This is a genomic window from Kurthia senegalensis (assembly GCF_000285595.1).
In the GTDB taxonomy this organism is placed as follows: domain Bacteria; phylum Bacillota; class Bacilli; order Bacillales_A; family Planococcaceae; genus Kurthia; species Kurthia senegalensis.
In genome coordinates, this window is sequence record NZ_HE611069.1 from 36467 (window position 1) to 59186 (window position 22720).

Annotated in this window: 25 protein-coding genes and 1 pseudogene; 8 read left to right on the top strand and 18 right to left on the bottom strand. The window is 38.5% G+C overall.

Translation table 11 applies throughout. From position 1 onward, the window contains the following. Positions 1-60 precede the first annotated feature (60 nt). From KSHG_RS12780 to KSHG_RS12825, 10 genes are all read right to left on the bottom strand, one after another. A complete protein-coding gene (locus KSHG_RS12780) occupies positions 61-999 on the bottom strand; it encodes a DUF1002 domain-containing protein (protein WP_042232069.1) in 939 nt (312 codons plus the stop codon). Positions 1000-1185: 186 nt separating this feature from the next. Then, a complete protein-coding gene (locus KSHG_RS12785; protein ID WP_010307335.1) occupies positions 1186-2046 on the bottom strand; it encodes a CvfB family protein in 861 nt (286 codons plus the stop codon). Positions 2047-2078: 32 nt separating this feature from the next. Next, complete coding sequence (mntR, locus tag KSHG_RS12790; RefSeq protein ID WP_010307338.1) at positions 2079-2504, bottom strand: transcriptional regulator MntR; 426 nt, start codon at positions 2502-2504, stop codon at positions 2079-2081. An 89-nt stretch (positions 2505-2593) separates the two neighbouring features. Continuing rightward, positions 2594-2887: a late competence development ComFB family protein gene (locus tag KSHG_RS12795; RefSeq protein WP_010307342.1), complete on the bottom strand. Its 294-nt coding sequence runs from the start codon at positions 2885-2887 to the stop codon at positions 2594-2596. A gap of 95 nt (positions 2888-2982) precedes the next feature. Beyond that, positions 2983-4095, bottom strand: coding sequence for a GNAT family N-acetyltransferase (locus KSHG_RS12800; RefSeq protein WP_010307345.1), 1113 nt, complete (start codon positions 4093-4095; stop codon positions 2983-2985). A gap of 73 nt (positions 4096-4168) precedes the next feature. Continuing rightward, the gene (gene crcB, locus KSHG_RS12805) at positions 4169-4519 is read right to left on the bottom strand and encodes a fluoride efflux transporter CrcB (protein WP_010307348.1); all 351 of its coding nucleotides are present in this window, start codon (positions 4517-4519) and stop codon (positions 4169-4171) included. After that, on the bottom strand, positions 4516-4878 hold the full coding sequence (locus tag KSHG_RS12810; protein ID WP_026022602.1) for a fluoride efflux transporter FluC: 363 nt from the start codon (positions 4876-4878) through the stop codon (positions 4516-4518). Before KSHG_RS12810 ends, crcB begins: the two co-directional genes overlap by 4 nt. Next, entirely contained in the window at positions 4865-5626 is a 762-nt protein-coding gene (locus KSHG_RS12815; RefSeq protein ID WP_010307353.1) for an exodeoxyribonuclease III, read from the bottom strand. Before KSHG_RS12815 ends, KSHG_RS12810 begins: the two co-directional genes overlap by 14 nt. 181 nt (positions 5627-5807) lie before the next feature. Further along, positions 5808-6740 carry a UDP-N-acetylmuramate dehydrogenase gene (murB, locus tag KSHG_RS12820; RefSeq protein WP_026022603.1) on the bottom strand — a complete coding sequence of 311 codons (933 nt, stop codon included), beginning with the start codon at positions 6738-6740 and terminating at the stop codon, positions 5808-5810. A gap of 75 nt (positions 6741-6815) precedes the next feature. Then, positions 6816-7130 (bottom strand): winged helix-turn-helix transcriptional regulator, encoded by a 315-nt coding sequence (locus tag KSHG_RS12825; protein WP_010307358.1) that lies wholly within the window; start codon positions 7128-7130, stop codon positions 6816-6818. Between the two features lie 153 nt (positions 7131-7283). On the opposite strand from KSHG_RS12825, the gene KSHG_RS12830 reads away from it, so the two are divergent. The 3 genes from KSHG_RS12830 to KSHG_RS18425 all read left to right on the top strand — a co-directional run bounded on the left by KSHG_RS12830 (position 7284) and on the right by KSHG_RS18425 (position 9185). After that, positions 7284-8147, top strand: a complete 864-nt coding sequence (locus tag KSHG_RS12830; RefSeq protein WP_010307360.1) for a VOC family protein — start codon at positions 7284-7286, stop codon at positions 8145-8147. Positions 8148-8191: 44 nt separating this feature from the next. After that, on the top strand, positions 8192-8716 hold the full coding sequence (locus KSHG_RS12835) for a YceI family protein (RefSeq protein WP_010307361.1): 525 nt from the start codon (positions 8192-8194) through the stop codon (positions 8714-8716). A gap of 280 nt (positions 8717-8996) precedes the next feature. Continuing rightward, positions 8997-9185 carry a hypothetical protein gene (locus tag KSHG_RS18425; protein WP_147630548.1) on the top strand — a complete coding sequence of 63 codons (189 nt, stop codon included), beginning with the start codon at positions 8997-8999 and terminating at the stop codon, positions 9183-9185. Positions 9186-9304: 119 nt separating this feature from the next. Here the strand turns inward: KSHG_RS18425 and KSHG_RS12840 are convergent, their stop codons facing one another. The 3 genes from KSHG_RS12840 to KSHG_RS12850 all read right to left on the bottom strand — a co-directional run bounded on the left by KSHG_RS12840 (position 9305) and on the right by KSHG_RS12850 (position 11920). Further along, on the bottom strand, positions 9305-9952 hold the full coding sequence (locus KSHG_RS12840) for an FMN-dependent NADH-azoreductase (protein ID WP_010307362.1): 648 nt from the start codon (positions 9950-9952) through the stop codon (positions 9305-9307). 217 nt (positions 9953-10169) lie between these two features. Then, entirely contained in the window at positions 10170-10874 is a 705-nt protein-coding gene (locus KSHG_RS12845; RefSeq protein WP_010307363.1) for a DsbA family oxidoreductase, read from the bottom strand. A 122-nt stretch (positions 10875-10996) separates the two neighbouring features. Further along, entirely contained in the window at positions 10997-11920 is a 924-nt protein-coding gene (locus KSHG_RS12850; RefSeq protein ID WP_010307364.1) for a manganese-dependent inorganic pyrophosphatase, read from the bottom strand. Between the two features lie 307 nt (positions 11921-12227). Here KSHG_RS12850 and KSHG_RS12855 point away from each other — a divergent pair, with 307 nt between their 5' ends. Further along, a complete protein-coding gene (locus KSHG_RS12855) occupies positions 12228-12986 on the top strand; it encodes a GNAT family N-acetyltransferase (RefSeq protein WP_161600742.1) in 759 nt (252 codons plus the stop codon). Positions 12987-13036: 50 nt separating this feature from the next. On the opposite strand, the gene menC is transcribed toward KSHG_RS12855, so the two are convergent. The 4 genes from menC to KSHG_RS12875 all read right to left on the bottom strand — a co-directional run bounded on the left by menC (position 13037) and on the right by KSHG_RS12875 (position 18321). Then, the gene (menC, locus tag KSHG_RS12860; protein WP_010307366.1) at positions 13037-14149 is read right to left on the bottom strand and encodes an o-succinylbenzoate synthase; all 1113 of its coding nucleotides are present in this window, start codon (positions 14147-14149) and stop codon (positions 13037-13039) included. Positions 14150-14163: 14 nt separating this feature from the next. Next, complete coding sequence (locus KSHG_RS12865; protein WP_010307367.1) at positions 14164-15333, bottom strand: amidohydrolase; 1170 nt, start codon at positions 15331-15333, stop codon at positions 14164-14166. A 133-nt stretch (positions 15334-15466) separates the two neighbouring features. Further along, a complete protein-coding gene (glpK, locus tag KSHG_RS12870) occupies positions 15467-16957 on the bottom strand; it encodes a glycerol kinase GlpK (protein ID WP_010307369.1) in 1491 nt (496 codons plus the stop codon). A 134-nt stretch (positions 16958-17091) separates the two neighbouring features. Further along, entirely contained in the window at positions 17092-18321 is a 1230-nt protein-coding gene (locus tag KSHG_RS12875) for an MFS transporter (RefSeq protein ID WP_026022605.1), read from the bottom strand. Positions 18322-18521: 200 nt separating this feature from the next. On the opposite strand from KSHG_RS12875, the pseudogene thrC reads away from it, so the two are divergent. The 4 genes and pseudogenes from thrC to KSHG_RS12895 all read left to right on the top strand — a co-directional run bounded on the left by thrC (position 18522) and on the right by KSHG_RS12895 (position 21715). After that, a pseudogene (gene thrC / locus KSHG_RS17015) lies at positions 18522-19573 on the top strand (threonine synthase). 1 nt (position 19574) lies between these two features. After that, positions 19575-20477, top strand: a complete 903-nt coding sequence (thrB, locus tag KSHG_RS12885) for a homoserine kinase (RefSeq protein ID WP_010307374.1) — start codon at positions 19575-19577, stop codon at positions 20475-20477. 129 nt (positions 20478-20606) lie between these two features. Then, on the top strand, positions 20607-21017 hold the full coding sequence (locus tag KSHG_RS12890) for an Rrf2 family transcriptional regulator (RefSeq protein WP_010307377.1): 411 nt from the start codon (positions 20607-20609) through the stop codon (positions 21015-21017). 65 nt (positions 21018-21082) lie between these two features. Further along, positions 21083-21715, top strand: coding sequence for an NAD(P)-dependent oxidoreductase (locus KSHG_RS12895; protein ID WP_010307381.1), 633 nt, complete (start codon positions 21083-21085; stop codon positions 21713-21715). 67 nt (positions 21716-21782) lie between these two features. Here the strand turns inward: KSHG_RS12895 and zupT are convergent, their stop codons facing one another. Beyond that, positions 21783-22592, bottom strand: a complete 810-nt coding sequence (gene zupT, locus KSHG_RS12900; protein WP_010307384.1) for a zinc transporter ZupT — start codon at positions 22590-22592, stop codon at positions 21783-21785. Positions 22593-22720: the final 128 nt, after the last annotated feature.

Consider the following 22720-nt stretch of genomic DNA (forward strand, 5'->3'; position numbering starts at 1 on the left):
TATTTTTATATAAAAAAGCTAGTAACCTTTTTAAGGCTACTAGCTTCAACTGTATGCATATTATTTAGTCGTTGATTCCTCATCGTCATTTAAGCCGAATAAATTTTTGAACCAATTCACGACTTTATCCCAAAAGCCTGTGTTATTATCCACAGATTCTTTTAAACCTGAAATAGAATCCGACAATTTGCTACCTAAATCACTTAATTGATTTGACCATTGGTTAAAATTAATGTCTAAGTTGCTAATTTTATTCATTAAATCGATTAACAATTGACGATCTTCATCACTTAAACTAATTTTCAAATCTTTTAATTTATCGTCGACAATTTGAGCAACTTCTTCTTTCGTTGCTGGTTTTTGGTCCGCAATTTGTTGTTTGATTTCCGTTAGTAATTTACTTACTTTATCTTCATCAACACCTGCTTTTTGTGCTAAATCTGTTGCAACATCTAGCTCTTGATTAGCAACGTCTGTACGTTCTGTATCTAATTTTTCACCAGTCGTTACTTCATATGCTTTATAAATACCTGCAAGTGCTGAGTGCCCTGTGACAGGCTTTGGTGCAGCTACTTCAACTTTAGCATCTGTAATACCTGCTGTTAACATCGCATTTGAATACATATCTGCTGTTACTTGTGTAATGTTACTCGGTGTTTTAATGTCTACGACAATGCCGTACCCTTTGTCTTCAGGTGTAATTTTCGCAGAAGAAAATAAGCGAGCAGAAGCATTCCCACCACTTATATATTTGGCGATATCGCTTCCTGTTACGGTTACTTCTTGCACGCTATTCGTAATGCCTAAGCTGTTTTTTACGGTTTGTTTTTCACTTTCTGATAAAGATCCACCGTATACGACGATTGGGTCTCCTAGTTTCTCGTTGACAACATCTGCAGCCGAAGCTGTTTGACTAAAGCTTGTCACAGCAGCTGTTGTCGCTATTGCAGATGTTGCTAAGCAAAATGCAGCAACTATGGCGTAAGCTCTTTTTTTCATCATTTGTTTCTCTCCTTCAAAACCAGTATGTTTATATTACGATTTAATCGTTTGAAAAGTTTCACATACTATTTTTCGGTTTATTTTACAAAAAATAAAGAAAGCGACTACATTCCTTCTTTGTTTCCTTTATTCCTCTACAAAAAAAGCCTTGAAACTTAAATAAGTTTCAAGGTTTTTCACTCTTTAATCTTTTATTTTTGTCCAACCGTCTTCTTGTATAATACGACCGGCTTTCATTAGCGTACCTAATGCACGTTTGAAAGAACCTTTACTCATATCGAACATATCTTTAATTTCGTCTGGTGATGATTTATCACCGAATGGCATTTTGCCGCCAACTTCTGTTAAGTAAGCAAAAATTTGCTCTGCATCTGCTGAAAGACGTTCGTATACACGAGGCTTCATAGAAGCATTTAATGTACCGTCCTCTTTTACTTCGATAATACGAACCGTTACGTCTGAACCGAAGCGAGGTTCTTCATCACGTTCTGTTTCGTGGACAAAAATACGGTACGGTTGTTCAACACCTAATAAAAATGTACCGACTGGTAATAAGCGATATGGTCGTGCTACTACGTTTTTATTGAATAGTGTTTCATCACCATCTACGAAGTGATCCATAACGCGTTCTTCTGTAATTAAGCGACCGAATAAGTTCCCGTTATAATCGACACGTAATGTGATGTATAAATGGTCACCAACTTTAGGCCATAAGCTTTCAATTTGTGGTAAATCTTCTGCTGGTACTGTTACTTCACGAGACGTACCAATATCAACTGTCGCACCATCGTGGTGAGACATTTTCATAACACGTGCCCATCCATAAGTTCCTTTACGGATTGTAGGAATCGCAGTCGTTGCAGCTAATTCTCCACGGCGGTCAGCGTATAAAAATACTTCGACTTTATCATTTTCTTGTAGTTCCTCTAATACCTCAGAGGCATTTAATGGGATCTCGACTTCATCGTTCGTTAGCACATATTGTGAAGCTAACTTTTCTTTAACGACAAGTGTTACGACATCTCCTGATTGTAATTCAGTCATTTTAAAAAAACTCCTTTCTTCTTCGACACGTACTATTTAATGGGATGTTCAGTATCTTTCAGTGCAGCAATTTTTGAAACAAACTGTGGATTTTCTTCCAACACTTGAATCAAATCTGCAATACGGTCTATGGAGTTCCAACTAAGGTGATGTTCAATACCTTCAACATCGTTATAAATCAAGTCCTCATCGACGCCAATGAGTCGTAATAAATTCTCCAATAAACTATGTCTTTCAACGAGACGTTTCCCTAACTTTGTACCTTTCGGCGTTAAAGAAAGTCCACGATATTTTTCATAAATTAAGTAACCATCTTTATCAAGTTTCTGAACCATTTTAGTAACAGAGGAAGGAAGTACTGATAATGCTTCTGCTATATCAGATACACGCGCATAGCCTTTTTGATCAATTAATAAATAAATTTGTTCGATGTGATCTTCCATACTTGGTGTCGGCATCTACTGTCCCTCTCTTTCAATCGTTATCTTATTAGTTTACTACAACTAACATGAAAACGTAAGCAACTACTTTATATTTACAATGTTCGTCACTTTTTATGTTTGTTTTGACCGACAACGTGGATTGCATGAATCACTTGTTTGTTAATCTGCTCCATATTTTTCGGTTGCTTTAATTCAGCAAATGCTCGGTCGCGTTCCTCGGCAGTTGCCACGTAAAAACTTTGTAAATTGTTTAATGCAATTGCACATGTTCTTTCTCCGCATAAATCACAATCGCAATAAGTCGGATATGCCGGTCCATGTAATAAAAAACCTACGAGACCTTGAACAATTTCTTCCGTCACATTTTTAAGCGGAATGAGTTGCTCTGTTTGTTCCATCTTAATGCATTCCCTTCAATTTAAAAGTTCATCGTTTTATTATGCGACAAATTGAAAGGAAATACGTGCACTTTAACGAGATTCATTTAATCTATTTAATTTATACTACTAATTTTTGCATAGACGCACGTATCTCTTAGCTGTCCCGTACTCGCTTTACGTGAATCTTGCTTTAAAATACCTTCTAATTCGAAATTATTTTTCTCTGCAATCGCGCGACTTCGAATATTATCACGATCACAACGTATTTCTAAACGATTCGCTCCTAAATCTTCAAACGCAAATAGCGTCATACTATGCACCGCTTCTGTCATATAACCTTGACCACTATAACGTTCATCAATCCAATAACCAATTTCAAATTTAGGAATCGTCCAATCAATATGTTGCAAGCCAAGACAGCCGATAAATTCATTTGATTGTTTATCAAATAAATGAAAGCGTAGCTCTTCACGATTCATAAAACGCGCAATCGCTCGTCGAATGTTTTCTTGCACATTTTCATGCGTCGGTTTTTTTTGTGCCCATGTCATATACGGCTTTAAAAATGCAACGGAGCGCTTAATTGCCTCGTACACTTTTTCTGTATCTTGTTCTTCTGGTATGCGTACAAGCAAGCGGCTCGTCTCAAATTGAGAGGGGAAATTCCAATATTTTTTATAATCAAATTCTTCATGCTCATCGTTCCATGATACGGGAGTCGTCTTTTCTTCTAAAAAATCTTCCCGCGTAATACCGTACGTAACCGCATCATAATACGCATCTTCTTTTGGCATATACCATGCGTCTCTAAAATGTGCTTCTTTAACGAATCCAACACTTTCAAATGTTTTTCTCATCGGTACATTATCTTGTCTCGTATGACCTTCTAAACGAATTTTTTTCGTCGGTAAGTCAAAAATAAACTTTGTTAATAAATGCAGCGCAATTTTCCCGTAGCCGAGACCACGCCATTGTTCAGCAATACGTAAATCAAAAACTGGAATATCATCTTGCAAATCGTATAACTGAACCATTCCGACTTTTTGTTCTTCATCATTTTCTATCCAAAATGTTTTGACATCATCCGATTCATAGCCGCCTTCTTCAATCGTTCGTTCAATTAATTCTCTACCAGGGTGAGACTGTACGTGATAGGGCCATTCATTTTTAGTCATAAAGTGAATGAGCGGTTCTTGTTCTTCCATTGTCCATTCTTTAAGTCGCATATTCTACACCTTCTATTCATTAATGTATGTTACTTTCATTATAAAGAAAATTATACTTCGGTGACACTATCATCTATTGATTTACCCAATTGTAGCCAACTACGACGCCAAGAAAACTAAGAAACAAAGTCATCACAACGTATAAAATACTCGTAGAAATTTGTTTGCTTTTCCAAAGTTTTACTACATCAAAAGCAAATGTTGAAAAAGTCGTCAAAGCACCGAGAAACCCGGTTACGAAAAAAGCGGTCATACTCCCGTTTAAAAGAAGTGGAATCGTGCAACCGATTATAAAAGATCCGGTAAAGTTCACGAGAAGCGTTGCTACGTAAAAAGGTCTTCCTTGTTTCTCAAATACATACGTACAAATGTAGCGTACGATTGCACCGAGTATGCCTCCGATCATCAAAAAGAAAATAGTCATTTAGCATGCCTCACTTTCTTCATGAGTCCATAACCAACCGCTGCGCAAACGATGCAGCCAAGTGTCATTCCAAATGCATAGGCAATACTCCCAATAGGTGATTGTTGGAAATGATGAAGCCAGTCGGCAGAAAAAGCTGAAAAGGTCGTAAACGAGCCGAGAAAGCCAGTCGTTAAAAGTAGTTTCAATTGTGCATTCGGTTTCGTTTCGAAATAAGCGTTCAATAGGCCCATTAATAAACTCCCGAATCCGTTTACAAGCCACAGAACAATCGAAGCTTCGAACCACTGCATGCAACCATATCTTAGCAATACACCGAAAGTAGCACCAACGCCGACGAATAAACTATTTTTCCACATGAAGTGTTAAAGCAATCGGACAATGATCGCTCCCTAGTTGTTGGTCATGAATTTCAGCTGTTTCGATTTGTGGAACGAGTCGGTCTGAAACGATAAAGTAATCAATGCGCCAACCAATATTTCTCTCACGTACTTTATTCATGTAAGACCACCACGTAAATCGATTGCTTTCTGTCGGATATTTGTGACGGAATGAATCGGTAAAGCCGCTATTTAAAAGCAAAGTCATCTTGCTTCTTTCTCCGTCTGTAAATCCAGAGTTCCCTACATTTGATTTTGCATTTTTTAAATCAATTTCCTCATGTGCTACGTTCAAATCGCCGCAATAAATGACCGGCTTTTGTGCATCAAGTTGTTGTAAATATACGCGTAGGTCATCTTCCCATACGAGACGTTCTTCTAATCTAGCTAAATCTCTTTTAGAATTCGGTGTGTATACCGTTACGACATAAAAATTTTCATACTCCAACGTAATAATACGACCTTCGTCTTCCGTTTCATGGTCCCCGACGCCATACTTCACACTTAACGGCGTATGCTTCGTAAAAATAGCTGTCCCTGAGTATCCTTTTTTCAACGCATAATTCCAATATTGTTCATAACCTGGTAAATCGATTTCAACTTGCCCTGCTTGACATTTCGTTTCTTGAATACAGAAAAAGTCTGCATCTACTTCTTGAAAATACGTAAGCCAACCTTTTTTTAAGCAAGCGCGAATACCATTTACATTCCAAGATACAAATTTCATCTCATTAAACTCCCCTATCGTAACGGATAATTGTTTATTTTTGATTATACGGCAAATAAATAGTACGTACGTAAATTTATTATATGTATAAAAAAACAGGACACACATTTAAATGCGTACCCTGCTTCCTTTACTTAGATTGGCATCTCACCGGATACTTCATGACTAAGTTACTGTCTTATTATTGAACAGCTGTCGATACGTCGTCGCCGACAATTTTCACTTCTGTTTCCAGTGAAATACCGAATTTTTCTTTTACGACACGTTGTACCATATGAATAGTTTCAATATAGTCTGTTGCTGTCGCTGTTCCTGTTTTATTAATAATAAACCCTGCATGTTTCGTCGATACTTCTGCACCGCCGACACCATGTCCTTGTAAGCCGCTATCTTGAATTAACTTCCCAGCAAAGTGACCTGGAGGGCGTTTGAATACAGAGCCCGCTGAAGGATATTCAAGCGGTTGACGAGATTCACGTTTCTCTGTTAAGTCTGCGATTGTTGCATCAATTTGTGCTTGGTCGCCAACTTTTAATGAGAAAACAGAAGATAAGGCATAATAACCTTCATCTGCGATAATACTTTTACGATAGCCTAATTTTAATTCTTCTTTTGAAAGCGTTAAAATGTCGCCATTTTTCGTTAATACTTTACAGCTTTTAATGACATCATTAATTTCGCCACCGTATGCGCCAGCGTTCATCGCCATTGCGCCACCAATTGATCCTGGAATACCACATGAAAACTCTAAACCAGACAATTGATTGGAAGCAGCAATTCTTGATACTTCTTTAATAAGTGCACCTGATTGTGCATATAATTCTTGCCCATTGATTTCTACTTTGTCTAATTTTGCAAAGTTTAAAACGATACCACGAACACCGCCGTCACGAACGACCATATTAGAGCCATTTCCTAATAAAAGAATGTCAATTTGGTTTGCGCGTGCATATTTTACAACAGCACCCGCTTGTTCTTCTGTTTCTGGCATAACGAACACATCAGCGGGACCGCCAAGTTTTGTCATCGTATATTTATTTAGTGGTTCATCTAATTTTACGTTTGCTGGATCGACTATTTTTGCAAGATCTTCTGCCCATTGCATCTTCATAATGAAAAATCCAATCCTTTCTACTTTCAAGTCATTCTCTTACGAATGTACATTAGACATTTTACAGTTTTTCTACTATTAAAGCCACTGTTTCGACCATTTTTCAATCGCATTAATCGTATCGCCCATGCTTAAACCCTTTTCAGTTAACTTATATTCTACACGAACAGGTACTTCTGTATAAACAGAGCGTTCTACTAAACCTTCTTTTTCGAGTTCTTTTAAACGTTCTGATAATAAACGCCCGCTAATTGGTAAAGCCGATTCCATTTGGTTAAAGCGTTTCGGCCCTGTTAATAACTCATATAAAATTAAGCCAACCCAGCGTTTCCCTATTAAATCCATTGCTTTTGACAATCTCGGACAAAGTGTTGTGTTTGCTTGTTCTTCCATTATAGTTCACTCCTTGTTTTTCTATTGTAACGAGAAAAAAGTAACTTTTCAACTTTTCGTAACTAACTTACTTGACGTAATGAAATTATTAATATATAGTTACTTACATAAAGTAACTTAATAAAAATTGCATTTAGAAAGGACTTATCCACAATGGCATTTCAATTAGATCCTAATATGAAGCTCGGTTATACACAGCTACGCGTGTTAAACCTTTCAAAACAAAAAGCATACTATGAAAAATTAGGTTTTCAATTATTAAATGAAACAGAAAATGAAGTTGTTTTCGGTGCAGGTAGCGATGATGCTGTTCTTATTTTGAAACAAGAAGACGATAGCATCCCTCGTCCACCACGTACGACAGGCTTATTCCATTTTGCTATTCTCGTACCAAGCCGTGAAGCACTTGCGCACGTAATCGGAAATATTGCACAACAAGGTGTTCCGTTTAGCGGTGCAGGTGATCATTTGTACTCAGAAGCTTTTTATTTAACAGATCCTGAAGGAAACGGCGTTGAAATTTATCACGACCGTCCGAAATCAGAATGGACTATTCACGAAAATGGCATGATTGATACAGATACGTTACCTGTTGATGTAGAAGACGTTTTATCTCTTTACGACCCTGCAAACGAATGGACAGGCTTTCCTAAAGGAACCATTCTCGGTCATATGCATTTAAACGTTTCCGTTCTTGATTCACAATTAGAACATTTTTATTTCGACGTACTAGGTTTCGATTTGAAAACGAATTTCCATAACTCTGCCTACTTCGTTTCTGCAGGTGGCTATCACCACCATATCGCAATGAACGTATGGGCTGGCGTCGGTGCTCCACCGTCTCCACATAACGCATCTGGCTTAATGAGCTTCTCTTTAAACTTATCTTCACTAGATAAGTTAGAAGAACTTCGCCAACAATTACGAAAAGAAAATGTTTCATTTGTTGATGAAAAGGAAAAAATTATTGTGAAAGACGTAAATGGTAACGACATGATTTTCGTCGTTCAATTATAAAAAGAAGCAACTCATACTTACACATTTTAGGAGGAATTTTTAACATGACAAAATACACTGTAGATGCAGCACACTCTTCAATCGGTTTCCAAGCAAAACATATGATGATTTCAAAAGTGAAAGGGCATTTCGACCGTTTCACAGCAGATTTAGACATCACACCAGAAGACTTAACTGACGGTAAAATTTCTTTCGAAGTTGAGCTTGCTTCTGTTAATACGAATAACGAAGATCGTGATAACCACTTACGCTCAGCAGACTTCTTTGATATAGAAAACAATCCAAAAATGTCTTTCGTTGCAACAGACATCCAAAAAACAGATGACGATGAATATAAAATCACAGGTGATTTAACGATTGGTAGCAAAACAAACACCGCCGTATTCAATGCTGAATACAACGGTAAAGGAACAAACCCATGGGGTGTTGAAGTTGTCGCTTTCGAAGCAGACGGTAAAATTAACCGTAAAGACTTCGGTCTATCTTGGAATGCAGCACTTGAAACAGGTGGCGTACTCGTTGGTGAAGAAATTAAAATCCACATTGAAATCGAAGCAAATCCTGCGTAAACTCACATACATTAAATAAAAGAAAAGCCTCTACATCTTAGTCGGAATGTAGGGGCTTTTTATTATACATACGGTACACTGCATTTATGCGTACAGAGGCGTACTAATTAATGTGTCGATTCCGTTCTAAATAACTATAGTTAGAACAAATTATGCAATCGTTCGTTTCTTTCGTAAAACAACGGTATAATAGAAACTGAGGCTTCGTTTTATAGAGCCTCCCCTTGTTTGACATTATTTTAACGAACGCAATAAGCTCTACCTTGAAAGGATTGGTTAGATGATTACATCCATTTTATTTTTCCTCGGTGCCCTTATTTTATTTGTTAGCTTTATATATTCAGAAAAAATTATGCTGCTCTTTACACAAGCAGATAATGCGACATGGCGCCTTCATTACACGAGAAACCTTTCACTAATTGGTGCATTGATTTGTTTATGTGCCGCTGCTTACTTTTTATTAACTTAATGAAAAGGAACGAGCGGCCTTCATACGTTGATTTATTCAATTCCTTATTTGATTTTAATAATGATATGAAAAAAGAGGATGCCGATTGGCATCCTCTTTTTTATTGTATAAATACTATATTATGCGTTTACTAATGAAGCTACTTTGTTTGCTGCTTCTTTAACTGCTGCGTAACCAGCCTCTTTGATTTCGTCTGCTTTTGCAGAGTTTGCATTGTGACCTTCGATGATGACTTCAGCAAGAATTTCCATACCGAATACGCCGCCAACAACTTGTTTCATGTAGTTTACAGCATGTTCCATTGGAGCTGCTTCTGGTGATGAGTAGAAACCACCACGAGCATTTAAAAGAACTGCTTTTTTACTAGTTAATAATGAGATTAATTGACCTTCTGGGCTGTATTTAAATGAGAAGCCTGAAGCGTAAGTGTAATCGATAAATGTGTGTAATGGAGCTGGGATTGTACCGTTCCATAATGGGAATGCGAATACAACAACATCTGCATTCGTAATTGCTTCACGTGCTTTTGATTGTGCAGCGATTAAACGAGCTTCAACACCTTCTAATTCTTTACCTGCAGCTAAGTTACCGTAAGCATTGAAAGTTTCTTGACCGAAGTAAGGCATATCTTCTGCGAATACGTCGAATGTTGAAACGTTTACGCCTTCTTTACCTTCGATTTCGTTCATGAATACTTCATACATTTTTGAAGATACGCCTTGGTCTGCAGGGCGGTTATTTGCTTTTACTACTAATACGTTTGTCAAAATTAATTCTCTTCTTTCTATTTTTAAATTTAATTATGTTTTCATTTAATAAGTCTCAATTTCGAGATAAATCAATTCTAAATAATTTATGTCTTTTAGTCAATACGTTTCGGGTCAGACTTTCGACTGAATTTTACACAATCAAACAAATATCTTCTAAAAATCAAAAAAAGTATAGCAAGATTCTGCTATACTTTCACTTTTTATTACTAACTTCTTATAAACTACAATGTCCATCATCACAAGTAGCTGAATCATCCCCGAACATTTGTAATGTCGGTTTTAAATTTTCTTCTTCCGCTACTTTTTGAATAGCTTGCACGAATACTTCATTCGGTTGTGCTCCTGAAATAGCGTAACGATCATTAATAACGAAAAATGGTACGCCACCAACACCAATTTGCTGTGCTTCTTGCATGTCGATTAATGTTTCTGCTGCGTATCTTTCTTCTTCTAACGCTTCTTTTACTTCTGATTCATCCAAACCGACTTCTTTCGCAAGTTCAATTAATACGTCCTCTGAACCAATACGTTTATTTTCCGTAAAGTAGCCTTGTAGCAAACGTTCCGTCATTTCTTTCTCTTTCCCTTTTGTTGCTGCAAATTTCGCTAAACGATGCGCTTTGAATGTATTTTCTGGATGCATATCATCAAATTGATACGTCAATCCAACTTCTGCAGCACGATTTGTAATTCCTTCTGCTTGTTGTTTCATCGCTTCTGGCGTTGATTGATATTTTTTAGCTAACGCTTCATGAATCGTTTCTTCTGTATTTTTTGGTGTGTTTGGATCTAATTGATACGCTTTAAATTCCACTTCAACTTGATCTTGGAATCCTGTTTTTTTCAATGCATTTTCTAATTCACGTTTTCCGATATAACAAAACGGACATACATAATCTGACCATACTTTAATTTTCATGTTCGTTCACCTCAAGCTTATTGTAACTAAAACGATTACAACGCGCATCTATTTTGCTCGTACTTTAAAGCAATAAAAAAAGCTCCTCTCGTCTTAAACGAGAGGAGCTTTTAGCTTACTCATTAAAATTGTTCTGTTAATACAGGAACGATTTGTTTTTTACGAGACACAACGCCTGGTAAGTTAATTTGACCATTTTCTACGGTTGCATTAAATGCTTTAGCAGATTCTTCAACTAATGCGCCTGCTGGCACAGCAACAGAGTCATTGTTTAAAATGTCGGTTACGACGAAGAAGAATAAATCTAAACCTTTTGCTTCTACTTCTTTGTTTAATAATGCTACTAGTTCGTCTTGGCGACCAAGTACATCATTTACATCCACAGCATTTACTTGTGCAATAACAACTTTTTTACCGTTCATGTCGAATTCTTTTGCATCAAGATTTAATAAATCTTCTAACGCTTTATCTGAAAGGTCTGCGCCTGCTTTAAGCATTGCAAGACCGTACTCTTCTAAATTAACACCAGCGATTTCTGCAAGTTCTTTTGCAGCTTTCACATCTTGTTCTGTGCAAGTTGGTGATTTTAATAATAACGTATCTGAAACGATGGCAGAAACCATTAAGCCAGCGATGTTTGCAGGAATTGTTACGTCATTTTCTTTGAAAATTTTGTTTAAAATTGTTGCTGTACAACCAACTGGTTCTGCACGGTAGTATAAAGGTGCAGCTGTTTGGAAGTTCGCTACACGGTGGTGATCGATTACTTCTGTAATCGTTACTTCTGAGATATCATCTGCTGATTGTTGGAATTCGTTGTGATCGACTAAAATAACTTCGTTCGTTTCAGTCGCCACTTTTTCCACGAAGCGAGGTGCTTCGAAGCCGAATTGTTCTAATGCGAATTTTGTTTCGTCATTTGGTTCACCTAAGCGTACAGCTTCCGCTTCTACACCTAGTTCATTTTTTAAATATGCATATACTAAAGCAGACGTGATTGTGTCAGTATCTGGGTTTTTGTGTCCGAAAACAAGAACTTTACTCATAATAAAAATTCCTCCTAATTAATTGCTTTTTCCGACTTCATTTTACCATAGATAAAACGGAAAAAAAATGACCCTCCTCAGAAACAACGCACGTCCTTTGCACGTTCCCTTTTAAAACAGAAACTTCTTAAAAATATTAAAATACGATTACTTTTATTAATTTTTTCATATTTTTAAGTATTTTTATTACTTTTTAATTATTTTTATCTAAAATAAAAGAATTATGATAAGATTTTATTAAATTACGTTTTTAAAATTAAAGAGGTGCTCATTTTTGGAACAAAAACTCGAAAAGAAGTACATACCTTTGGCAAATTATTTTAAAAGTGCCAAACAAACTGTCTTGCAACTCTCGTTTACGGAACTCGAAAATATTCTCGGTCAAAAATTGCCGAATGCTTCTTATTTAAATAAAAGTTGGTGGCTCAAATCTAAATCACCTTTAAAATACTTCACTGCTTGGACAGAAAATGACTATTTTGTCGCTAATGTTTTGCCGGGCTACTATGTCACCTTTAAACGAACGACCCCCTTTACAGATCAAACGATCGATGACGACCATCCATACAACATTCGCCAAGCAGAAGCAGACGATGCGAGCGAACTATTCGTATTTCAACGTGCGCTTCAAACACAAACGACATTCACCATCCAAAACTTCATAAATGCGCATCCAACTGTTCAGCATTTACACAAAAGTCTCGTTGAATACAAAAAAACCGAGCATACACTTTTGTTAGTTGCGATTGTGGACGGGTATATCGGTGGTTTTGTTTTGATTAAAAACAATCAAACCGCTCACTTGAAACATCGTGCTGCGATTTCTATTAACATTTTGAATCAATACAAACATTTGGACTTAGTGCCATCTTTCATTGAAAAAGCTGAACAATGGGCACATCAGAAAAATATTCAGCGCTTAGACGTATCACTCTGTACTCGAAGTGAAGAAATGGTTGATATGTATGAACAAAACGGATTTACGAAAGAAGGTACACATCAAAAAGCCTTTCTAATTGACGACGTATTTTACGATGAAATGACATTAGGTAAAATACTATCTTAGTACCTATCAAAAAAAGCCAGAACGACAAAAATGTCGTTCTGGCTTTTATTTTATTCAGGAAATAGCGTCTGCTTACTTTCCGTATATTTTTCAAGCTTCATTCGGTTTACATCGTAACCAATCCCTGGTTTTTCTCGCATATGTACAAACCCCTCTTCAACAGAAACAAGTGGTTCGATAAGATCCTCATGCCAGTAGTTGACAGAGCCTGACGTATCACCTGGAAGTGTAAAACCTTCTAAAGAAGTAAGTGCCACCGCATGCGCACGTCCGATACCTGACTCTAACATGCCACCACACCATATTTGGATACCCGAATCAACACAAACATCATGAATTCGTTTCGCTTCTGTTAAACCGCCTACTCGCGCTTGTTTTACATTAATTACTTGGCAGCTTTTCAATTCAATCGCTGTTAACACATCTTCATAACTATGAATGCTTTCATCTAAACAAATCGGTGTCGTCAATTGACGTTGTAACTTCGCATGATTGATAATGTCATCTGCTGCGAGAGGCTGCTCAATCATTAATAAATTGTATGCATCTAATTGTTTTAAAATTGGTAAGTCTTCTAATGTGTATGCAGAATTGGCATCGACCATCAACGGAACAGTCGGATATTTACTTCGAATACTTTTCACGAGTTCTACATCATGTCCTCGTTTAATTTTCACCTTGATGCGACCATAACCTGCTTGAAGAGACGCTTCTATTTTTTCATATAGCGCTTCTTCTGTCGGTTGTAAGCCGATGCTTACACCAACTGCGATTTTTTCGCGACGCCCACCAAGTTGTTTCCAGAGAGGTTTTTGAATTCGTTTACAGTAAACGTCCCAAATTGCACATTCCACTGCCGCTTTCGCCATATTATTTCGTCGAATCGGGCGGAATCTTTCAGTTACTTCACGAGGATGTTCAATCGGTGCACCGAAAATGAGTGGTGCTAAAAAACACTCAATCATATGAGCACACGTTTCCGTCGTTTCTTCTGTATACCAAGGCGCTTCAAATGCTTCTCCTTCACCATATCCGATATTTCCTCGTTCATCATGTACTTCCACGATTAAAAAACGTTTTTGTTGTACAGAGCCAAAACTTGTCGTGAAAGGACTCTTCATCGTCATATTCATATGACGAATAATTATTTTTTCAATATGCATTGTTGTCATTCCTTCTATACTTTCATCATGTTCATTTTCGCATATTGCATCGCATTAATAACCGTATTCGTTAAAATTTCTACCCCGGTAATTAATTGCCCCCGATCAAATGTCATATGTGGATGATGCAATCCTGGTGATACACCACAACCAAGTCCGAGCATCGCCGCTTTCACGTTAGGACGCATCTTCGTATAAAAGTGGAAATCTTCGCCACCCGGTGTCGTAACAGGATCTGCTAAATGTTTATCCCCCACAGATTGAACGATAGAGCGACGTAAAATTTCTTCCGCTTCTAAATCTACTTCCGCTGCTGGGATGTTCAGTAACACTTTCGCATTAATTTGAGCGTCATACATTTCGCTAATCGAGCGAATTGCCCGTTGAATGCCTTCATCCAATTGTTTCATCGCCGCATTCGTTTGCGCGCGTGCATCCATCGTTAACAACGCTTTCCCCGGAATTGTATTCCCATGCCCTACACCCGCAGAAAATTTCGTTACTTTTACAGACCAAGGAATTCGTGTATCGACACGAATCGTTTTCAATGCGTCAATTAAGCTACCACCAATTTCAATGGAGTTTTTCCCTAAATGTGGTCGAGCTGCGTGTGCTTCTTCTCCATAAATTTCACAAGATACGAGCATCGATGCTCCATGATAAAGAGCCGGTGCATGTTTACCAATTTGGAGCTCTTGAATCGGTCGTACGTGGACGCCGAATAAAAAGTCGAGATCATCAATTAATCCTCTCTCAACGATCGACAATGCCCCATTGCCTGTTTCTTCTGCTGGTTGGAAAATAACGCGAATCGTTCCGCCCGTTTCCAACGTAAATTTTTGTTGCTCTTTCATTTTTTTCAACATTAAAAGAACCCCAATAGCCATCGTCATATGTCCATCATGACCACATGAATGATTGGCTTTGTGTACTCCGTCTACTTCTTGAAACAATGAATCAATGTCTGTGCGTAACCCAATCACCGGACTGCCACTTCCAATTTCAATATATAAACCTGTCGTATCTTCAAAAAGATGTGGTTCGTACCCTTCATCTTTTAATAATTGTGCAAGATATTGTGTCGTTTCTTTTTCTTCCCAACTTGGTTCTGGATTTGCATGTAAATGTTCGAACAGTTGTAGTAGTTTTGGCTCTAAGTCTTTTAAGTCAGCTTGCTTAATCATGTTCATCCCATCCTTTTATTTAAAAAAAATGCTTTTTTACCTGTACCCGAAATCATCGGATTCTAACGTCTGCTTCCTTTAAGCATACAAAAAGGGTATGATGATTGCCATCATTACCCTTTTTATCGATCTATTATTTAAAAGCTTGTGCTGCTTTCACTGCTTTATGCCAACCTGTTAATAACGCTTTGCTCGTTTCTTCTTCCATTTGAACATCGAAGTTTTTCTCGAGTTTCCAATGAGCTGCGATATCTTCTTGTGATGTCCAAAAACCGACTGCTAAACCAGCTAAATATGCTGCCCCAAGTGCCGTCGTTTCATTTACTTCTGGTCTTTCAACTGGCACACCTAATAAATCAGCTTGGAATTGCATTAAGAAGTCATTTTTCACCGCCCCACCATCTACGCGCAAGCTTTTCAGTGGAATGCCTGAATCACTTTCCATTGCATCTAATACGTCTTTCGTTTGGTAAGCAAGCGATTCGAGTGTGGCACGAATGAAATGCTCTTTCGTCGTTCCACGTGTCAATCCGAAAAATGCACCTCGAACGTCGGAATCCCAATAAGGTGTACCGAGACCAACGAATGCTGGCACCATATAGACGCCCTCCGTCGAGTCTACACGTTTTGCATACGTTTCACTTTCCGCTGAATCTCTAAACATACGTAACCCGTCTCGAAGCCATTGTAGAGCTGAACCTGCAACGAAAATACTCCCTTCTAATGCATACGTCACTTTACCATCTACACCCCATGCCAACGTTGTCAATAACCCGTGTTCAGAACGCACAGCTTTTTCTCCAGTATTCATTAACATGAAGCAACCGGTGCCGTACGTATTTTTAACCATTCCTTCTTCATAACACGCTTGTCCGAACAAAGCTGCTTGCTGGTCACCTGCAATACCGGCAATCGGTATTTCTCGTCCGAAGAAATGTTTCGTTGCTGTATGACCATACACTTCAGAAGAAGGGCGTACTTCAGGTAACATAGATTTTGGAACCGTTAGTAACTCCAACAATTCATCGTCCCATTGTAAATCGTAAATGTTGTACATGAGCGTTCGAGACGCATTCGAATAATCCGTCACATGCACTTTCCCTTGCGTCAATTTCCAAATGATCCACGTATCAATCGTACCGAATAATAAATCGCCCGCTTCTGCTTTCTCACGTGCTCCTTCAACATTGTCTAAAATCCATTTTACTTTCGTTCCTGAAAAATACGCATCAATTAAAAGACCGGTTTTATCTCGAACGAGTTGCTCATGCCCCGCTTCTTTTAGTTCTGCACAAATGTCTGCTGTTTGACGTGATTGCCAAACGATTGCATTGTAAACAGGCTTTCCGGTCGTTTTATCCCAAACGACTGTCGTTTCACGCTGATTCGTAATACCGATTCCTTCAATTTGTTCGGCGCTAATACCCTTTTCAGAGACTACACCGACAATGACAGATAAAATAGAACTCCATATTTGTTCTGGATCATGTTCTACCCAACCTGCTTTTGGGAAGAACTGTTGGAATTCTTGTTGTGCAACGTGAAAAACTTTTCCTTCATCGTCAAATAAAATTGCTCGTGAACTTGTCGTTCCTTGATCTAAAGCCATCATATATTTTTTCATGAATACGTATTCTCCTTTTCCATTCATTATTTACAACTTGTTCTACTTCATACCCTCCTCCGTAAAAATAAATACCTCTAAACGCAAAAAAAGAGAGGTAAGCGACCGTGCTTCCTCCCTTTAAAATCATTTAATTAAATAGCATCTTCTAATTCGGTTTGTTTCGTTTCTTTCCCTAATGTAATCACCGCTACAACAGCAATTAAAATCGCAATCGCAAAAATACCAAAAATATAAGATAACGAAATACCTGCTGCCGTCAATGAACCGACTAATAAAGGTCCGATAATTCCTCCGATTCGTCCGACACTTGCTGCCATACCAACACCTGTTCCTCGAATAACAGTCGGATAATTTTCAGGTGTGTAAGCATACATCGCACCCCACGCTCCTAAATTAAAGAACGATAAAAACATTCCTGCAACGACGAGTAATGCTGTACCTGATGCCATTCCAAATACGAGTGCACTAATAGCTGTCCCGACTAAATAGACAGAAAGGACGCGCTTTCTTCCCCATTTTTCGATAAGCCATGCAGCTGTAAAATAACCGGGTAATTGTGCAAGTGTCATAACTAAAACGTATTCAAAACTTTGAATTAAACTAAAGCCCTTCATGACCATCACACTCGGCAACCATAAAAACATACCGTAATAAGAAAAAACGACCATAAACCAGACGATCCAAAGCATAATCGTCTGACGCGCATATTTTTTATGCCAAACATTCTTCATATTCGTCAACATGCTCGTACGCGCTTCTTTTTGTACCGTTTCAAACTTTTTAGAATCTGGTAGTTTCACACGTAGATAAACAGCATAAAGCGCTGGAATCGCTGTAATAACTAATGCGATACGCCAACCGTAAGCTGGAATAACAAAATATGAAATGATTGCCGCTAATAACCAACCTGCTGCCCAAAAGCTTTCCAGTAGTACGACGATTCGTCCACGCTCATGTGCCGCAACGCTTTCAGAAACGAGCGTTGAAGCGACTGGTAACTCACCGCCAAGCCCCATTCCAATAATAAAACGTAAAATAAGAAACGCTGCTAACGTCGTCGTCAAAGCAGATAAACCACTCGCTACGGAAAAAATGAGCAACGTCCACATAAAAATATTTTTCCGACCGTATCGATCCGCTAGTACACCACAAAGTAATGCCCCAACCGCCATACCGATCGAATTAACACTCCCAATCCATCCGATTTGCGTCGGACTCAGTTGCCAATCGATTGCAAGTGCTGCAATAACAAAAGATAAAATCCCTACATCGAGCGCATCAAAAAGCCAACCAACACCTGCCGTCACGAGTAATTTATTACGCGTTGGCGATTTGGATGCTCGCCCTTCTTTATACTTCATCTCCACTTCTCTCTCCACCTGTCTTGTCACTAGTAATGTCATTAATATACACGTTCTATTTCATGTTGACAATACTTTGTTTTTTCTAATAATTCCGATAAATTGTGATATTCTATTGTATATAAGGCAATTTAACGGTAGAATGTCTTTTATAGAAAAACAACTGTTTATTCAGTGCGAACAAAAGGAGATTAATGCATATGTGGAAAGGCTTACTAAACGAATATAAAGAATACTTACCTATTACTAAAAATACACCTGCTCTAACACTTCATGAAGGCAATACACCCCTTATTCATTTAGATACATTATCAAAAGAACTAGGCATCGACCTCCATGTAAAATTTGAAGGCTTAAATCCCACTGGCTCATTTAAAGACCGTGGTATGGTAATGGCTGTTGCAAAAGCAATCGAAGACGGTAGTAAATGCGTCATTTGTGCATCTACTGGTAATACGTCAGCTGCGGCCGCTGCATATGCTGCTCGCGCTGGAATCCAAGCTCTTGTCGTTATTCCGAAAGGAAAAGTAGCTGCTGGGAAGTTAGCACAAGCTTACATGTACGGAGCAAAAATTATTGAAATCGACGGAAACTTTGATGAGGCATTACAAGCTGTTCGTGACATTAGTGAAACGACAGACGTTGCACTCGTTAACTCCGTTAATCCATATCGCTTAGAAGGTCAAAAAACAGCCGCATTCGAAGTATGTGACCAACTCGGTGATGCCCCTGATATTTTAGCAATTCCTGTTGGTAATGCCGGAAATATTAGCGCTTACTGGAAAGGATTTAAAGAATACAACGAAAAAAAGGAACACGCCTTCCTAAAATGTTCGGTTTTGAAGCAGAAGGTGCTGCCGCAATCGTTCAAGGAGCACCGATTGCTAATCCAGAAACAATTGCAACAGCGATTCGAATCGGAAATCCTGCAAGTTGGAAATTAGCAGAAGCGGCACGTGATGAATCAAAAGGGAAAATTGCAGCCGTGACAGACGAAGAAATTTTAAATGCTTATCGTTTAATTGCAGCGAAAGAAGGCGTTTTTGCAGAACCAGGTTCAGCTGCTTCTGTCGCAGGCGTCATCCAATCAGTGAAAAATGGCTCCATTCCTCAAGGTAGTCAAGTCGTTGCGGTTTTAACAGGAAATGGTTTGAAAGATCCTGATACAGCTGTTAAAGCATCTACAGTCGAAATGGTTTCTCTTCCAAACGATGAAGATGCTATCCGCAAATATATCGAGAGCGTTTTATAATATGGGAAAGAAATGGACAATTACTGTTCCGGGAAGTACGGCTAACCTTGGTCCTGGCTTTGACTCGATCGGTTTAGCGCTCGGACTTTATTTACGACTAGACGTCACGTTGCATAACGAATGGGCATTTGAACATCATTCGATTCACTTACCAGAAAAGTTCACTGTCGAAGATCATCTCGTTTACAAAGTAGCAAAAGAAGTCGCAGAACGTTACGATGCGGACCTTCCTGATTGCAAAGTCGTTATGACGAGCGAATTACCGCTTGCGCGTGGTCTCGGAAGTTCTGCTTCTGCTATCGTTGCGGGCATCGAAGTTGCGAACCAAGTATGTGACTTAAACTTAACTGTCGAACAAAAATACACACTCGCTTCTCGCATTGAAGGTCATCCAGACAACGCGTCGGCATCTGTTTGTGGCGGTTTGACGATCGGAGCTAGTTTGCCAAATGGCGATTTAGAATTGATTCATACACAAGACGTGCGAGCGGCATTTGCTGTATTCATACCGAATGTTGAGCTGAAAACGTCCGAAGCACGAAAAGTATTACCTGCACAATATGATAAAGCATATGCCGTTCATGCAAGTGCGAATGCGAATATGTTAACCGCTGCGCTTTTAACGAAAGATTACAAACGTGCAGGTAAATTTATGGAACATGATCTTTTTCACGAACCGTTCCGTGCCAATTTAATTCCGAACTATCATGAAATTCGTCAAACAGCGAAAGATGCAGGAGCATACGGTACAGCAATTAGCGGTGCCGGTCCGACCGTCATTTCATTATTACCAATCGAGCATGTTCAAGCTTTCGTAGAAAAAATGAAACCGCTCTTCCCTACGTATGACATTCAAGCAGTAAAAGTTGATACCGAGGGTGTTCGTGTCGATATTTCAGAATGATGATTTCACTAGAAAAGAAAGGTTGATCACCTCTTTCTTTTCTAGTTTTTTGTTTTTATAAATCTTTTTTATTGACTTATCTCTCAAATGTAACTATGATAGTTACATCAACAAACGGTGGTGAAAATGATGGTTAATAGTCGTTTTGCTGTCGCAATTCACATTTTATCTTTAATTGCTGTGACGAAGGATCGTGCTGTTCTAACTTCCGATTTTATTGCGGGGAGCGTGAATACGAATCCCGTGGTCGTTCGCCGCATTAGTAGTCAATTAAAAAAAGCGCATCTTCTTTCTTCTACAGCAGGTGTTTCTGGTTACGTACTTACGAAACAACCGCAACAAATTTCGTTATTAGAAATTTACAAAGCGGTTCAAGCACCTGATGAGCTTTTTGCACTTCATAAATCGCCTAATCCGGCATGTAATGTCGGTAAACAAATTAATGGCGTCTTAACAAATGTATTTGATACGGTACAACAAGCAATGGAACGTGAAATGCAACAACAGTCATTACAACATATTCTAGATCGACTTCAATAAGTTCGATCTCTTTTTTCCCCGTACCTGTAACAAATTTAATTACAACATTATTAGGAGGAATTCACATGAAAATTGGTATTATTGGCGCAACAGGTAAAGCTGGTCAAAAAATTTTAAAAGAGGCGTTAGTTCGTGATCATGACGTAACAGCAATCGTACGTACAGCTTCAAAAGTAAAAGAGGATGTTTCTGTAATTGAAAAAGACATATTTGAACTAACAGCGCAAGACGTTGCATCATTCGACGTCATTATTAATGCATTTGGCGCTCCTTTCGGTCACGAAGATTTACACGTTAAAGCAGGTCGTCATTTAATCGAAATTTTCGATGGTCTTTCTACTCGCTTAATCGTTGTAGGTGGTGCTGGTAGCTTATTCACAGACGATTCTAAAACGACAAAAGTGATTGATACACCAGACTTCCCAGAAGCATTCGTTCCTACGGCATCAAATCAAGCACAAAACTTAGAAGATTTACAAGCATCTTCACTGAATTATACATTCGTAAGTCCATCAGCATTTTTCGACGCTGAAGGTCCACGTACTGGCAACTACACAACAGCTGAAGACGTATTAATTATTAACGAACAAGGCGAAAGCTACGTATCATACGCTGACTTTGCTATCGCCATCGTTGATGAAGCAGAAAACAACAAATTCGCTAAACGCCGTTTCACCGTTTCTTCTCTACAAAAATAAACAATTAAAAAAGTTATCCAAGAAGGCTGAAATGTAGCCAACTGTGGATAACTTTTTTTATACATAATTATGCAAGTAACAACAAACTAACTGCCATAACGGCCATCCCTAAAACGACACCGTACATCGACGTATGTGTTTCATCATACTCTCTCGCTGCAGGTAATAATTCATCCAGTGATATGAATACCATAATACCGGCTACCCCTGCAAAAATAATACCGAACATCGTATCTGTTAAAAACGGCATCAGCAATAAATAAGCAGTTAATGCCCCAATAGGCTCTGCTAAACCTGATAAAAAGGACAGTTTAAATGCCTTTTTACGATCGCCGGTTGCATAATACATCGGTACAGCGACAGCAATCCCTTCTGGAATATTATGAATAGCTACCGCAATCGCAATCGCAATACCGAGTTGTGGATCTTCTATCGCTGACATGAATGTCGCGATTCCCTCTGGAAAATTATGAATACCAATTGCGAGTGCTGTAAACACACCCATCTTCTTCAATTTTGTAAATTGAGCAGCTGTCGGCTCTTGCTGAAGCACTTCTACCCGCTTCACTTCATGCGGGTTTTCAGAGTTTGGTAAAAGTCGGTCGATACATGCGATTAAAATCATGCCTCCAAAAAAACCGACGACCGTTAAAGCGTAACCTTTCGTATCGCCGACTGCGACGACTAAAGAGTCTTTTGCTTTAAAGAAAATCTCGACGAGCGATACGTAAATCATTACCCCTGCAGAAAAGCCGAGCGCAAATGATAAAAATTTCGTATTCGTTCGTTTCGTAAAAAAGGCTACGAGACTTCCTAAACCTGTCGCTAGCCCTGCAAATAGCGTTAACAATAACGCGTATACTACCGTTGAATCCACTACAACACCTCTTTTTTTGTATTTTCATATTTTCATTGTAACAAAAAAGTTTCCAGAAGGAAACTTTTAAAGTGCATTGTCATTCGTAAAAAGGAGTTTTATAATGAAAAGCATCTCAAGTAAAAAGG